The sequence below is a fragment of the Pseudomonas sp. GW821-FHT02C04 genome (genome assembly GCF_059421845.1).
In genome coordinates this window covers 100,631-112,771 of sequence record NZ_JBWKVT010000001.1, presented here as the reverse complement: position 1 = coordinate 112,771, position 12,141 = coordinate 100,631, and the positions used below count along the sequence as shown (strand labels likewise).

Annotated in this window: 12 protein-coding genes and 1 pseudogene; 4 read left to right on the top strand and 9 right to left on the bottom strand. The window is 61.5% G+C overall.

Going from position 1 to position 12,141, the window contains the following annotated elements:
* Nucleotides 1-23: 23 nt before the first annotated feature.
* A pseudogene (locus AC07VV_RS00535) lies at nt 24-782 on the bottom strand (MCP four helix bundle domain-containing protein); the annotation flags it as partial.
* A 247-nt stretch (nt 783-1,029) separates the two neighbouring features.
* Here AC07VV_RS00535 and AC07VV_RS00530 point away from each other — a divergent pair.
* Both AC07VV_RS00530 and AC07VV_RS00525 read left to right on the top strand, forming a co-directional pair.
* Nucleotides 1,030-1,344 carry a DUF2388 domain-containing protein gene (locus AC07VV_RS00530; protein ID WP_096822876.1) on the top strand — a complete coding sequence of 105 codons (315 nt, stop codon included), beginning with the start codon at nt 1,030-1,032 and terminating at the stop codon, nt 1,342-1,344.
* Nucleotides 1,345-1,440: 96 nt separating this feature from the next.
* Nucleotides 1,441-1,842, top strand: a complete 402-nt coding sequence (locus tag AC07VV_RS00525) for a hypothetical protein (protein ID WP_273539430.1) — start codon at nt 1,441-1,443, stop codon at nt 1,840-1,842.
* Here AC07VV_RS00525 and ligD read toward each other — a convergent pair whose 3' ends face one another.
* The 4 genes from ligD to AC07VV_RS00505 form a co-directional block, all read right to left on the bottom strand.
* Nucleotides 1,843-4,362, bottom strand: a complete 2,520-nt coding sequence (ligD, locus tag AC07VV_RS00520; protein WP_495034818.1) for a DNA ligase D — start codon at nt 4,360-4,362, stop codon at nt 1,843-1,845.
* Between the two features lie 17 nt (nt 4,363-4,379).
* On the bottom strand, nt 4,380-5,333 hold the full coding sequence (locus AC07VV_RS00515; protein ID WP_495034817.1) for a methyltransferase: 954 nt from the start codon (nt 5,331-5,333) through the stop codon (nt 4,380-4,382).
* Between the two features lie 11 nt (nt 5,334-5,344).
* Nucleotides 5,345-6,721, bottom strand: a complete 1,377-nt coding sequence (locus AC07VV_RS00510; protein ID WP_495034816.1) for an iron-containing redox enzyme family protein — start codon at nt 6,719-6,721, stop codon at nt 5,345-5,347.
* 168 nt (nt 6,722-6,889) lie between these two features.
* Complete coding sequence (locus tag AC07VV_RS00505; RefSeq protein WP_495034815.1) at nt 6,890-7,636, bottom strand: tellurite resistance TerB family protein; 747 nt, start codon at nt 7,634-7,636, stop codon at nt 6,890-6,892.
* 259 nt (nt 7,637-7,895) lie between these two features.
* On the opposite strand from AC07VV_RS00505, the gene pcsA reads away from it, so the two are divergent.
* Nucleotides 7,896-8,618, top strand: a complete 723-nt coding sequence (gene pcsA, locus AC07VV_RS00500) for a phosphatidylcholine synthase (RefSeq protein ID WP_096822879.1) — start codon at nt 7,896-7,898, stop codon at nt 8,616-8,618.
* 45 nt (nt 8,619-8,663) lie between these two features.
* On the opposite strand, the gene AC07VV_RS00495 is transcribed toward pcsA, so the two are convergent.
* Both AC07VV_RS00495 and AC07VV_RS00490 read right to left on the bottom strand, forming a co-directional pair.
* Nucleotides 8,664-9,476 (bottom strand): class I SAM-dependent methyltransferase, encoded by an 813-nt coding sequence (locus AC07VV_RS00495; protein ID WP_495034814.1) that lies wholly within the window; start codon nt 9,474-9,476, stop codon nt 8,664-8,666.
* 33 nt (nt 9,477-9,509) lie between these two features.
* Entirely contained in the window at nt 9,510-9,782 is a 273-nt protein-coding gene (locus tag AC07VV_RS00490) for a DUF4242 domain-containing protein (RefSeq protein WP_495034813.1), read from the bottom strand.
* A gap of 228 nt (nt 9,783-10,010) precedes the next feature.
* Between AC07VV_RS00490 and AC07VV_RS00485 the strand changes: the two genes are divergently transcribed.
* Nucleotides 10,011-10,472, top strand: coding sequence for a GNAT family N-acetyltransferase (locus AC07VV_RS00485; protein ID WP_495034812.1), 462 nt, complete (start codon nt 10,011-10,013; stop codon nt 10,470-10,472).
* 18 nt (nt 10,473-10,490) lie between these two features.
* Here AC07VV_RS00485 and AC07VV_RS00480 read toward each other — a convergent pair whose 3' ends face one another.
* On the bottom strand, nt 10,491-11,705 hold the full coding sequence (locus AC07VV_RS00480; RefSeq protein WP_495034811.1) for a cytochrome c biogenesis protein DipZ: 1,215 nt from the start codon (nt 11,703-11,705) through the stop codon (nt 10,491-10,493).
* 77 nt (nt 11,706-11,782) lie between these two features.
* The gene (locus AC07VV_RS00475) at nt 11,783-12,121 is read right to left on the bottom strand and encodes a hypothetical protein (protein WP_495034810.1); all 339 of its coding nucleotides are present in this window, start codon (nt 12,119-12,121) and stop codon (nt 11,783-11,785) included.
* Between the last annotated feature and the right edge of the window lie 20 nt (nt 12,122-12,141).

Here is a 12,141-nt window from a genome sequence, read left to right as displayed (position 1 = left end):
ACGTCGATCATGTCGCGCAGATCCCGCTGCATGGTCGCCAGCGTGCGGATCAGCACGCTGGCCTCGTCCTTGCCCGAAGGCTCGGCAATCGGCTCGCTCAAGTTGCCGTGGGCAATGCTTTCCGCAATGCGACTGGCGGCTTTCAATGGCCCGGTGATGCTCAGAATCACCCAGCGCCCCTGCACCAACAGCAGCAACAGGCTGGCAATCAACACGACACCAAGGGCGATATTGGCGTTGCGGATCGCCGCCTCGGTGCCCTGGCTGGTTTGCCGGGTATTGGTTTCGATCAGCTCGCTCAGGGACGCCATCTGCTCTTCGAGCTGGCTGAACGCGGCGCTGAAGGTGCCGAGTTCGTGTTGCGCCGTGTCCGGATTGTCCAGCGCCAGCCCGACAATCCGCTCGCCGGCGTTGATGTAGGTGTCGAGACTGGGCCGGATCTGCTCCAGCGCCGTCCGGATCGAGGCGTCGAGCGGCAGTTTCAGGTTTTCGCCCAATACTTCGCGAAAATGCGCGGCATGTTCTTCGACGGAACTGCGCACCTCGTCCGCCGTGCTGGTGCTTTTGCCCAGCCCCACCAACATGGCCGAGTAGACATCGGCGCGCAGGGCGTCGTGCATCATGTCGGCTTCCATGTGGTTGCGTAGCGCGCTCATGCTGACCGCGTTGTCACTGACCGCCGAAGCCATCCGCTGGTTGCCGACGTAACTGACCAGGCTCACGATCAGCGCCGTCAGCAGGCTGGTCGCAATCAGCAACACCAAACGCAGTTTGATCGACACGGTAATTTTCTCCCTGGTCGCGCCGCACAGCGCTTTCAAAGCTTCAGTTAAGCCTATTTCCGCGAACCCGCCGGGTTAGAGCGTCGCAACGTGTGTCGTCACATCCGGTAAAAAAGAACACTGTGCGGCAGTTCTCGGTTTGCAGCCCCGACAACTTGTTCCGGCCCATGGAACTCCCGAGCCACGCGGCACCTCTCACATTATGTGGAACTTCCTTTTCGCTTTACGCTGCTGGAGGAACACCGTCATGCGTCGTTTATTACTCGTTTCGTCTCTTGTGCTGTGCCTGCCCTTTGGTTCGGCCTTCGCCCGTGTGGATGCGGGGGATGTCGCCACATCGGCGGGTGTTTCAGCATCGCTGTACTCCACCTTCAAGGATCACAAAATGGTGATTCCGGCCCGTGACGACCTGTCCGCCTTCGTCGCCAGCGGCGGTGCCATTCGTGGCGTGTATCTGGAGTCGGTGCTGCAACAAGTTCGCCAGGACAACCCCGGCCTGAATGCCAGCGATGAAGAGCTGGCCAACGCCATCCTGGTTCATTACGAAGGCTTGTCGCAGTAAGCCGTACGCTCGATGTCGCCAGCTCTGCACTCTGCCGATGGACGGCAGCCGGGCGACCATGGGCAAAACCGTCGAACGGCCTCTATGATGGAGGCCATGACGATTTCCGCCCCGATCCGCTCCCCCTGCCCTCCCGGTGTCTGCGACTGCGGGCGCGATCCGCTGCTGGAAAATCCTGGTGCAGATATACGCATCCTGTTGCTGACCCGGCAGGAGGAAAAACGCCTGCTGGATCGTCTGGAAAACCTGCAAAGCCTGGCCGATCTCGAACGCCTGCAAGGCCGGATGTTCGAGCAGTTAGGCATTCGCGTGGAAATCGCCCCCGGTGACAACGTGGTCAAAACCATGCTCGGGATCGATATCAGGATCGACGAACTGCCGGGCCTCTGCCGCAAGACAAAACAATCCATTCCGGCCGCCATCCGCCGCGGTCTGAAAAAACATCCGGAAGTCGCCTTCCAATTGCTCAACGCCCACGACTTGCTGCGCGACACTTGATCATTTCTTCATGCCGACCCGTTTGCGCATTTCGGCCGTGATGCTTTGCCGGGTTTTCTTCATGTCCGCCCAGGGCTCATCGCCGACCTCCGCCAGCCGTTCGTGGACGTTATGAATATTCCACTGATTGCCGCCTTTGATCGTCTTCACTTCATCGATAAACAGCGGCACCGACACTGGCAATCCATCGCGGGTCCGCGCCGCGTAAGCGCAAATGGTCGTAGCGCCGAGCCCGTTGCGCAGGTAATCGATGAAGATCCGCCCCACCCGGTTCTTCGGCCCGGACACTGCCGAAAACCGCTCCGGCAACTGTTTAGCCATGTGGCTGACGATGGCATGGCTGAAATCCTTGACCTCGTCCCAACCGTGCTTGCGGATCAGCGGCACCACCAGATGAATGCCTTTGCCGCCGCTGGTCTTGAGGAATGCCCGTAAACCCAGTTCATCCAGAACGGTCAGGGTCAGGGCGGTGGCTTCGACCATGCTTTTCCAGGGCAACGCGGGGTCCGGGTCGAGGTCGAGAACGAAGCGGTCGGGCTTCTCCAGGTCCACCGTGGTGGCGTTCCAGGTGTGTAGTTCGACCGTGCTCATCTGCACCGCGCCGACCAGCGCTTCGGCATTGTTGATCAACATGACCGGTTGCCCGGTGACGTCCTTGTCCAGCGTGCGGATGCCCGGGATCGCAAGGTGTTCGGCGTTTTTCTGGAAGAACAGCTCGCCAGCAATGCCGTCCGGCGCCCGCACCAGCGCCACGGGGCGATCCTTGAGTTGCGGCAGGATCCACTCGGCGACGCTGGCGTAATACTCGACCAGTTGCATCTTGGTGGTGCCGCTGCTGGCGTCGATCACCCGGTCGGGGTGAGTGATGCGCACCTTGCTGCTGGCCAGGCCGGGCTCTGATTCAGACTGTTTCACCGTTTTGGCCCTCTCTTGAGTGATCTCCCGGGCCGGTTTGTCCTCACGCACGCCATGAAACACCGCATGGCGCACCGAACCGTCCTGAGTCATCTCGGCAAACGCGACTTCCGCCAACAGACTCGGTTTCAACCAGTGCACGCCTTTGACCTCGAAGCCACTCGGCGGGTTGACCACGGCCGGTTTCTTCGCCCGCAAGGGCTTCAACTGCGCAAGCAGGCTTTTCAACGTGGCCTCATTGAAACCGGTGCCGACCTTGCCCGCATAACGCAATTCACCGCTGTCACGATCATGCAGGCCCAGCAACAACGCACCAAACGCACTGCGCGAACCCTTCGGATCGGTATAGCCGACAATCACGAATTCCTGACGATGCTTGCACTTGAGCTTGATCCAGTCGCTGCTGCGCCGTGACACGTAGGGCGAGCCGAGACGCTTGCCGATCAGGCCTTCCATCTGCATCTGGCAGGCGCTGTTGAGCAACGCCTCCGGGGTTTCGTCGAACGCTTCGGAGAAGCGCAACAGCGGATCCTTGTGCGCCTTCAACACCGTAGCCAGCGCCGCGCGCCGCTCTTCGACCGGTACTTCGCGAAGATCGACGCCGTTGAGGTAAGGCAGGTCGAACAGGTAATAAATGATGTTCGCGCTGCGGTTGGCTTCGAACGCATTCTGCAGCGCCTGAAAATCCGGAACACCCTCTTCGTCGGCGACGACCATTTCACCGTCAAGCCAGGCCGATTCCAGCCCCAGCGCGGCGAGCGCCTGGGCTTGCTCCGGCAGTTTGTGCGTCCAGTCATGACCGTTACGGGTGAACAACTGCACGTCGTCATGATCGATGCGCGCCATGATCCGATAGCCGTCGAACTTGATTTCGTAGCTCCAGTCTCCCACCGGCGCACTGTCCACCAGCGTGGCCAGTTGTGGTTTCAACTGCGCGGGAATCCGGGCCTTGTGTGCACCGACAAGCTTTCCCGAGGCCGGTTTGAGCGTTGGCTTTTTGAGCGGTTTGACTTGTCTGGCATCAAGTTTTGGCTTGTCGACCAAGGTGCGCTCGCTGAGCACGCTGTCCGGCTCGGCGATCAGCACGTCGTAATCGCTTTGCGGCCGGGCGGCACTGTCCTGATGTTTGATCAGAAACCATTGCTCCTGCTTGCCCGGCATATGGGTGCGCACCAGATTCCAGATGCCGCCGAGCTTCTCGCCTTGCAGCTCGAACTTGAGCTTGCCCTTGGCGTAGGCCTTCTGCGGGTCTTCCAGCGGGATCCACACGCCGCGATCCCAAACGATTACATCCCCGGCGCCGTAATGGCCCTCGGGAATATTGCCTTCGAAGGTCGCGTAATCCAGCGGATGGTCTTCGACATGCACCGCCAGGCGCTTGACCTTCGGATCCAGCGACGGCCCCTTGGGCACCGCCCAGCTCTTGAGTGCACCGTCGAGTTCCAGGCGAAAGTCATAATGCAGGTGCGACGCGTCGTGCTTCTGGATGCAGAACTGCAACGCGTGATCTGCGCCGGCCTTCTTGCCCCGCCGCTTGACGGCTGCCGGTTCCGAGGTCGCCGAGAAGTCGCGCATCCGGTTGTAGTCGTCGAGGTTCCTGCTCATGGCGCACCTGCCTTGTTTCATCCAGTCCGGGTCACGGTCAGCGCCACCACGGCGATTCGCTCGACCCGTTGGTAACCGACGTTCAACAACTCTTCGCCAAAGACATCGGGATCGATTTCACGATAAGTCCAGCCGAACCGCGTTGCGTCCAGCCGTGGCACCACGGTGTCGAAAAACGGATCACGGCCATCGACCATCGCCACACCGGTGTAGAGCAACAGCGAGCCTCCGGGCGTCAGGCGATTGAGCGCCTGCTCGACTATGCGCAACGACAACCCCGCACCCAGCGTCCCGCCCCCGTGGCGGTAGGCGCGTCCCGCCGGGTCTGCCATGTACGGCGGGTTGGCGACGATCAGATCGAAATCGCCCTCCACGCCTTGCAACACGTCACTGGCCAGTACTTCGACGTTGGCCACTTCCGCCAGCGCCGCGTTGATGGTGGTCAGGCGCAACGCCGCCGGGTTGATGTCGAGTGCCAGCACCTCTGCCTGGCGTCGGGCTCGGGCAATCAGAATTGCACCGACACCCGCGCCGCAACCGATGTCCACAGCGCGCTGGATCGGGGCATAGCTCTGATGCAAATGGCTGTGAATCAGTTGGGCGAAGCGATAGGTATCCGGGCCGAAGAACACCGAATCGGCCGCCTCGGTAGGAAACCCCGAATGCACGAACAGCAAATCGTCCAGGCTCGACCAGCGCACCCGACTCTTCAGACGCCCATCGCAGACCTCCAGGATTTGCGCCTCCTGCAATTGCCGCTGCTCGTCGGCGGACAGCAACCCCGGTTCAAAAGAACGCGACCAGCCGAATACATCACGCAGGCAATCGACCGCCTGCCCTTCGTCGCGCTGATTGACCCGCTGATGGGTCAATGGCGTCGGTGTGACGAACCGGTAACCATCAGCCTGCAAGCGCCGGCCCAGTTGCAACAGCACGAGGTCGTCGGCGGACAGCAACGCTTCCTGATTCATGGGCGACTCCCTCAATCCAGACTGGATTTGAGCTCGATGAAGCGGCGAGTCGCGAGCAACCCGGCCGGATGCGCGTGCCGGGCCGGCGCCAGCCAGGGGATCAGCGCCGCCATCTGTCCGTGACCATCCTTCCCGTGCAGTGCCGCGTTCAATTGCTGGACATCGGGATCCCGCGCGGACACCGCGCTTGCAGGAGTTACGTGACTACGACGTCGAGCCGGAGCCGATCGGGTCGCAGGCGCCCAGTCACCGGCAATCCAGTCGTGCAGCAATTGTTTTTCGTAGCCATTGAACACGCCGAACATTGCCGCGCCATCGCCCTCGATCAGTTGCCAGAAGCGGCTGGCCTGAGGGTCTTGATGGCGCTTGATCCAGCCTTTGTCTTGCAGGGCCTGGAGAAATCCGGGCAGTTGTTCGGGCGCGGCCAGCCATTGATTGACGGTCTTGCCTTCAAACCGGCAGTAGTCCGAATGCATGTGCTGGCCGAAGGCGCGCTTGCGTTCGAGCATGGCCAGCAACTCACGCGGCAAATCGAAACCCTCGATGATGGCGCGACTGCCCTGCCCCAAATCATTAAGCCGATAACCCCGCGAAACCCGGCGCAGGAAATCGGTACGATCCGCCTCCAGCGGCGTCAGGTCCAACGCGGCCTGCACGGCTTTGTGCGCATGGCCGGTGCTGGCGTTATCGATGGTCACATGCAGGGTGAAGTAATACGGATCGATGCCCAGCTCGCTCAGCTCATAACTGCTGATCAACAGGTGCAAGGGCAGTTGTTCATAGCCGAGGTTGTAGCCAATGACTTCTGGCAAAAAGTCTTCGCCGCAGGCACCCAGCGCGAGTTGCAAAGCACCTTGCAGATAACGCTCGTCTGCCAAGGAACCCGTGTGTTCCAGGCCATGTTCGGCCAGCAGTTTGCGGTAAATCACTACATGATTTTGCGCAGGATTACCTTCGCCAAGTTCCTCTAGATAGGTGCTGACCAGGCCGCTGAAACGCGGATCGCACCAGTGCTGTAACAGGCTGTAAAGCCAGGCGCCGTCGACTAGTTTGGTCGGTGCTACCGCTTGCAGGAAATACAGCGCGTGAGCCTTGCAACTGAAGAACTGCCGCGAGCCACCGTTCTTGCGATGTTGCAGATACTCGGCGTACTGCCGGGCGACATCGGTACAGTGCGCGGCCACCCAGTCGTGCCACGACGAAGGATCTGCCGGCAATGTCTCTGGCAATTGCGCAGCCTGCTGCAGTTGTTCTTCGAGAAACGGTCGCGCCAGAGCCTGGGCATTTTCCCCTGAGAGCAATGCTTCATACAGACAACGCAAGCCCCCACCGGGATGGATCGATTGCGCGTGGGCGGGCGTGGCTTGCAGACGTGTCAGGACGGTCATGGCAGATTTCCCGGTCAATTGGCAGGACGCTGGTTCACGCGCCTCTAAAGCAGCAGAGAGGCAGCGCGCAGCAAAAATTCAATCGACGTGAAATTTGCCCGGACGGACGGAGCCCCCGACAACTCTATTTCCTGAACAGAAGTTGCCGAAGGCTGTGAGAGATGGGTTTCAGGCGGTGCCTTTGGCCTGTTGCTCCAGATGCACCTGCAACTCGGGATCGATCTGCAGTGCCGCCGCCAGTTCATCCAGGTAATTGCGCTCGGCGTCCTGCTGATCGTCCACCAGCATCACGCTGGCGATGTACATTTCGGCGGCCACCGCCGGGTCGTTGTTGGCGGCTTGCGCGACTTCGCTGGCATCAAGAGGCTTGGCAACTTCGGCGTCGAGCCATTGCTGCAGGTTCGGGTCGTCGGTGTGGCGGCCGATTTCGCTGCTGATCAGGTGTTTCTCCGAATCGTCGATCCGGCCGTCGGCCTTGGCTGCCGCGATCAGCGCGCGCAGCACCGCGTGGCTGTGTTCTTCGACTTGCGGGCCGGCCAACAGGTCTGCGGTTTGTGGCGTCTCCTGCGGCGCCGCCGACGCCTGACTGCGCTGCCAGGCCTGGTACGCCTGGAACGCCATCATGCCCAGCGAGGCCAGTGCCGCGTAGTTGGTGCCGCCGGAGCGACTCTGCGTACCACCGCCCAGCGCCCCGCCACCCAATCCTCCGCCGCCGCCAAGCAATCCACCGAGCAACCCGCCCAGACCGCCCAATCCTCCGGCAGGCGAACCGCCGCCGCTGTTACCGCCGCCGCCCAGCAGGCCACCCAGCAAACCGCCGAGCCCGCCCAGACCATCGCCGGCCGAAGCGCCACTTTGTTGTCCCGCCGAGGCCTGGCCTCGCAGCAGTTGTTCAAGCAGATCACTGGTGTTCATGACATCGTCCTCAGGCAAAGGCGTAACAGCGTCAGGCAACGATAGACCTCCGCACGCGTTGTGCCAGCACCGTTTGGCTGACGCTGCTGCGGGGAAGCGATTTCGGCGTCGAAAAATTTTCCCGGCCAGCTAAGATTCATGAAGGGTGAACCTTATACCGGCCCGACCGGTCGATAGCTGCAAACCCGACCCGATTGGCCGCCACCCTTGTCAACCAAGCGTGACACCCGGCTCGCTTCACTTTCTGGAGAACGCCCCTGTGATATCGACCGTCCACATCGCCAGGCTCAAGGCCTGGGGCGCCCATGGTTTCACCGCGACTGGCGTGGTCACTGCCTTTCTGGCCACCCTCGCCCTGCTGGAAAACCAGCCGACCCACTGCCTGATGTGGCTGGGCGTGGCGCTGATCGTCGACGGCCTCGACGGCGCGCTGGCGCGCAAGGTCAACGTGCAGTCGGTACTGCCGAGTTTCGACGGATCGATCCTCGATCTGGTGATCGATTACCTGACCTACGTGTTCATTCCGGCGCTGTTCATCTATCGCTACATTCCCCTGCCCGACTACACGCTGTTGCTGACGGTGTCGCTGATTCTGGTGTCGTCGCTGTTCTGCTTCTGCAACGTCAACATGAAGAGCAAGGACAACTATTTCGTCGGTTTCCCCGCCGCGTGGAACGTGGTTGCGCTGTGCCTGTACATCATCGGCCCGGGGCCGTGGATCACCTTCCTGACCGTGATCGGCCTGGCGTTGCTGACCATCACCCGGATGAAGTTCCTGCACCCGTTCCGCGTGCGCCGCTTCATGCCGATCAACATCGCGGTGACGGCGATCTGGTTGCTGTGCAGTCTGTCGCTGGTGATCAACCACCCGGTGATCAACCCGCTGGTGATGGGCCTTTGGTTGCTGGCGTCGGCGTACTTTCTCGGCATCTGCATCTGGCGCACGGCGCTGGAGTGGTTTGATGCTTCGCACCTGAAATAGAAATCCCGTGGGAGCGAGCAGGCTCGCTCCCACACGGGTTTGCGCTCAGCGTTTGGTCATCACCACCTCCAGATACTCACTGGGCACCACCATCGACTCCGGCCCTGCCCGGTTCAGCCCGTCGATCAATTGCGTCAGATCCCCTTCCAGCGCCTGCCCGCTCTCCGGCGGCAACGCCGCGAACACCTTGTGCACCGGCCCGTACCAGTGGCGGAAGATGTCGATGAAGTGCGCCGCCGAGCGATAGCGGAAGTTGAAGTGACGACGAGTCACCTGCACCTGGAACTGGCGATCATCGAACTGCGAATGCAACCAGGCTTCCGCGCCCCAGTTCGACGGTGGCTGCGCGCCGGGTGGCGGTGGCAGATGACGGCCGAGGGTCTTGAACATCTGGCCGACGAAGCCTTCCGGTGTCCAGTTGGCCAGGCCGATTCGCCCGCCACGGCGACAGACCCGCGCCAGCTCCTTCGCAGCCTTGACCTGATCCGGTGCGAACATCACACCGAAAGTCGACAGCACCGCATCGAAACTGGAATCGGCAAACGGCAGTGCTTCGGCGTCGGCCACCTGAAAGGTCACGTCAAGGTGCTCGGCCCGCGCCCGGTCCTGGCCGCGTTCCAGCAGCGCCGCGACATAGTCGGTGGACATCACCAGACAACCACGGCGCGCTGCCGCCAGCGTGGCATTGCCATTACCGGCGGCGACGTCCAGCACTTCTTCGTCGCAACGCAGATCGCAGGCTTCGGCGAGGGTTTCTCCGACAATCTGCAGGGTGGTGCCGATCACGGCGTAGTCGCCGCTGGCCCAGGCGACTTTCTGGCGTTCCTTCAGGGCAGTGAGATCAACGGGTGTACTCATCGATGGGTGCTCCACGACAGGTTGGTTCAGGCGTCACTCGGCGGTCGTCGGGTCGATGATGCTCATTACCCGGGACACGCTGTTGGCCGGGAATCCCCCTTGCCGGGCGTGTTCGCGCACCAGCTCTTCGTTGGGTGCGATGTACACGCAATAGATCTTGTCGGCAGTCACATAACTCTGCAACCACTGCACCTCTGGCCCGAGTTCACGCAGTACGTTGCAGGACGTTTGCGATACGGCCTTGAGTTCTTGCTCCGACAGCTTTCCGGCCCCTGGAATCTCGCGTTCAATCACGAATTTCGGCATGGCAACCTCGCTTTCTTTTTATGTGTGACAGGGCTCACTCCACCCTGCTCGTCCACTATCGCGCCGAGGCCGCCCGGCGTCCCCTCCAATCGTCTAAAGAGCCTGTAAAACCGGGCTTTCGCCGATGAATGGCGGGATTTTGTAAAGGCCCCGAAACACTGCCGGGGGTTGCCAAGGTGTCGACGGATCGGCTCTGATGCAGGCCCGAACCGCGAACGGAATCCGACCATGTCTTTGCGCCTCGAATGGCTCGCTGACCACATGCAGCACAGCGACACTTACGCCGAGTGGATCCACCGCCAGTTTCACTACGAATATGCCCATCAACCGTTGGCCGAATGGCAGCGAGAATTTGCCGAAGGACAAACCAATGGCGACTGGCGCTGCCTGATCGCACTGGACGGCGAGCGTTTGCTCGGCGGCGCGGCACTGGCTCGTGCAGATCTTGCGCAACGACCGGATCTGGAACCTTGGCTGGCCTGCGTGCTGGTCAGCCCCGAATCTCGCGGTCAGGGGCTGGCAGAAAAGTTGATCGAAGGGATTGCCGAGGAAGCCAGGAAGCGAGGCCTGCCGCGTTTCTACCTGCATACGCAGAACAAGCAGGACTACTACGCCAAACGCGGGTGGAGAGTAATGGAGCGTTTTCAGGCCTGGGACAACGAACAATGGCTCATGGTGCGCGACCTGTGAGCCATTGATGTTCGCGGTTCAGGCTGCGGGAGCCTTGGCCTCTTTCAGCAGTTGCTGAATCATCTGCTCCTGCGCCTCATAACGGCCCTCGCCAAAGTGGGTGTAACGCACCTGGCCCTTGGCATCGATCAGGTAGTGCGCAGGCCAGTACTGATTGTCGAAGTTGCGCCAGATCGCGTAGTTGTTGTCGATGGCCACCGGGTAGGTGATGCCGAGTTTCTTCACCTGATCCTTGACGTTGTCGATGATCCGCTCGTAACCGTATTCCGGGGTGTGCACGCCGATCACCACGAGGCCGTCCTTGCCGTACTTTTTCTCCCATTCCTTCACGTATGGCAGGGTGTGCTGGCAGTTGATGCAGTCGTAGGTCCAGAAGTCCACCAGCACCACTTTGCCTCGCAGGGACTCGGCGTTCAGTTGCGGTGAGTTCAGCCATTGCACCGCGCCGGCCAGTGACGGCATCGCGCCTTTGCCCTGCTCATCGGAAGTCGAATCCGCCCGCACTTTGCTGATGAGGTAGTCGACCACTTTCGGCGCATTTTCCAATACGTTTTTCTCGACGCTCGCGACGCCTTCGGACGAGGTGCCGGCCAGCATGGTTTTATCCGCACCGGTGGAGATCACCGCGGCCGCCGCCAACACCGCAACGCCCGCCCCGCGCCGGAACCAGCCGGTAAACGGGATCGACGGTTTCAACCGGTTGACCAGGCCGCGGCCGGCGAAGATCAGCGTCCCCAGCGACAGCGCACTGCCCGCACCGTAAGCCAGCAGCAACAGACTGGTCTGGGCATTGGCGCCTTGCAGCATGGCGCCGGTGAGGATCACGCCGAGGATCGGACCGGCACACGGAGCCCACAACAGGCCAGTGGCGACACCGATCATGATCGAGCCCATGGGGCCGGCCTTTTGCCGGGTGTCCGGATCGAGACGATTGCCGAGCAATACAAACGGCCGCGCCAGCCAGTCACCAATGCGCGCGGAAATCAGCGACAGCGCGAACAGCACCATCACCACCAGCGCGATGTGCCGACCCGTGTTGTTGGCCTGAATCACCCACTCGCTGCTGACCACCGCCAGGCTGGAAATCGCCGCGAAAGTCAGGGCCATGCCGCCGAGGGTCAGCAGGATCGAGGAACGGCTGCGGTCAACGCCTGCAAACAGGAACGGCACCACCGGCAGGATGCAGGGGCTGAGGACAGTCAACAGACCGCCCAGGAAAGCGATAATGAACATGAGGTTCACCTCTTGAAGGATGGGCGGTCTGCCGATAAAACAGGTGTCTGCCGATCACCGGCAGACACGCACGGGGCTCAAGCGGTCTGGCTGTCCAGCCATTGGCTCTGCGGGGTCCGACTGGCGCCGTTTTCGGCGACCATCTGGCCTTGTGGCGTATGGCTGGAGCCGTCCGCCGCGACCATCTGGCCTTGTGGCGTATGGCTGGAGCCGTCCGCAGCGACCATCTGGCCTTGCGGCGTGCGGCTGGCGCCGTCGGCGGCGATCAAGGCATCGCTGCCCTGTTTGGCCACCGGGCTCAGTTGAAAGCAGGTGCTGCCGGCGCAGCTATTCTGTTCGACGGCGCTGTTGGCATGCGCCGCGACACCGGCAAACGAGAAGGCAATGGCAGTCAAGAAACGCGATACGTTGTTCATGGCGGTCTTCCTTTAAGTGG

Bases quoted from the DNA above. Each gene is read 5' to 3' on its own strand.
- AC07VV_RS00490 (WP_495034813.1), bottom strand. From the start codon at position 9,782: ATGCCGAAATTCGTGATTGAACGCGAGATTCCAGGGGCCGGAAAGCTG.
- AC07VV_RS00510 (WP_495034816.1), bottom strand. From the start codon at position 6,721: ATGACCGTCCTGACACGTCTGCAAGCCACGCCCGCCCACGCGCAATCG.
- AC07VV_RS00485 (WP_495034812.1), top strand. From the start codon at position 10,011: ATGTCTTTGCGCCTCGAATGGCTCGCTGACCACATGCAGCACAGCGAC.
- AC07VV_RS00505 (WP_495034815.1), bottom strand. From the start codon at position 7,636: ATGAACACCAGTGATCTGCTTGAACAACTGCTGCGAGGCCAGGCCTCG.
- AC07VV_RS00480 (WP_495034811.1), bottom strand. From the start codon at position 11,705: ATGTTCATTATCGCTTTCCTGGGCGGTCTGTTGACTGTCCTCAGCCCC.
- AC07VV_RS00475 (WP_495034810.1), bottom strand. From the start codon at position 12,121: ATGAACAACGTATCGCGTTTCTTGACTGCCATTGCCTTCTCGTTTGCC.
- AC07VV_RS00530 (WP_096822876.1), top strand. From the start codon at position 1,030: ATGCGTCGTTTATTACTCGTTTCGTCTCTTGTGCTGTGCCTGCCCTTT.
- AC07VV_RS00525 (WP_273539430.1), top strand. From the start codon at position 1,441: ATGACGATTTCCGCCCCGATCCGCTCCCCCTGCCCTCCCGGTGTCTGC.
- ligD (WP_495034818.1), bottom strand. From the start codon at position 4,362: ATGAGCAGGAACCTCGACGACTACAACCGGATGCGCGACTTCTCGGCG.
- AC07VV_RS00515 (WP_495034817.1), bottom strand. From the start codon at position 5,333: ATGAATCAGGAAGCGTTGCTGTCCGCCGACGACCTCGTGCTGTTGCAA.
- AC07VV_RS00495 (WP_495034814.1), bottom strand. From the start codon at position 9,476: ATGAGTACACCCGTTGATCTCACTGCCCTGAAGGAACGCCAGAAAGTC.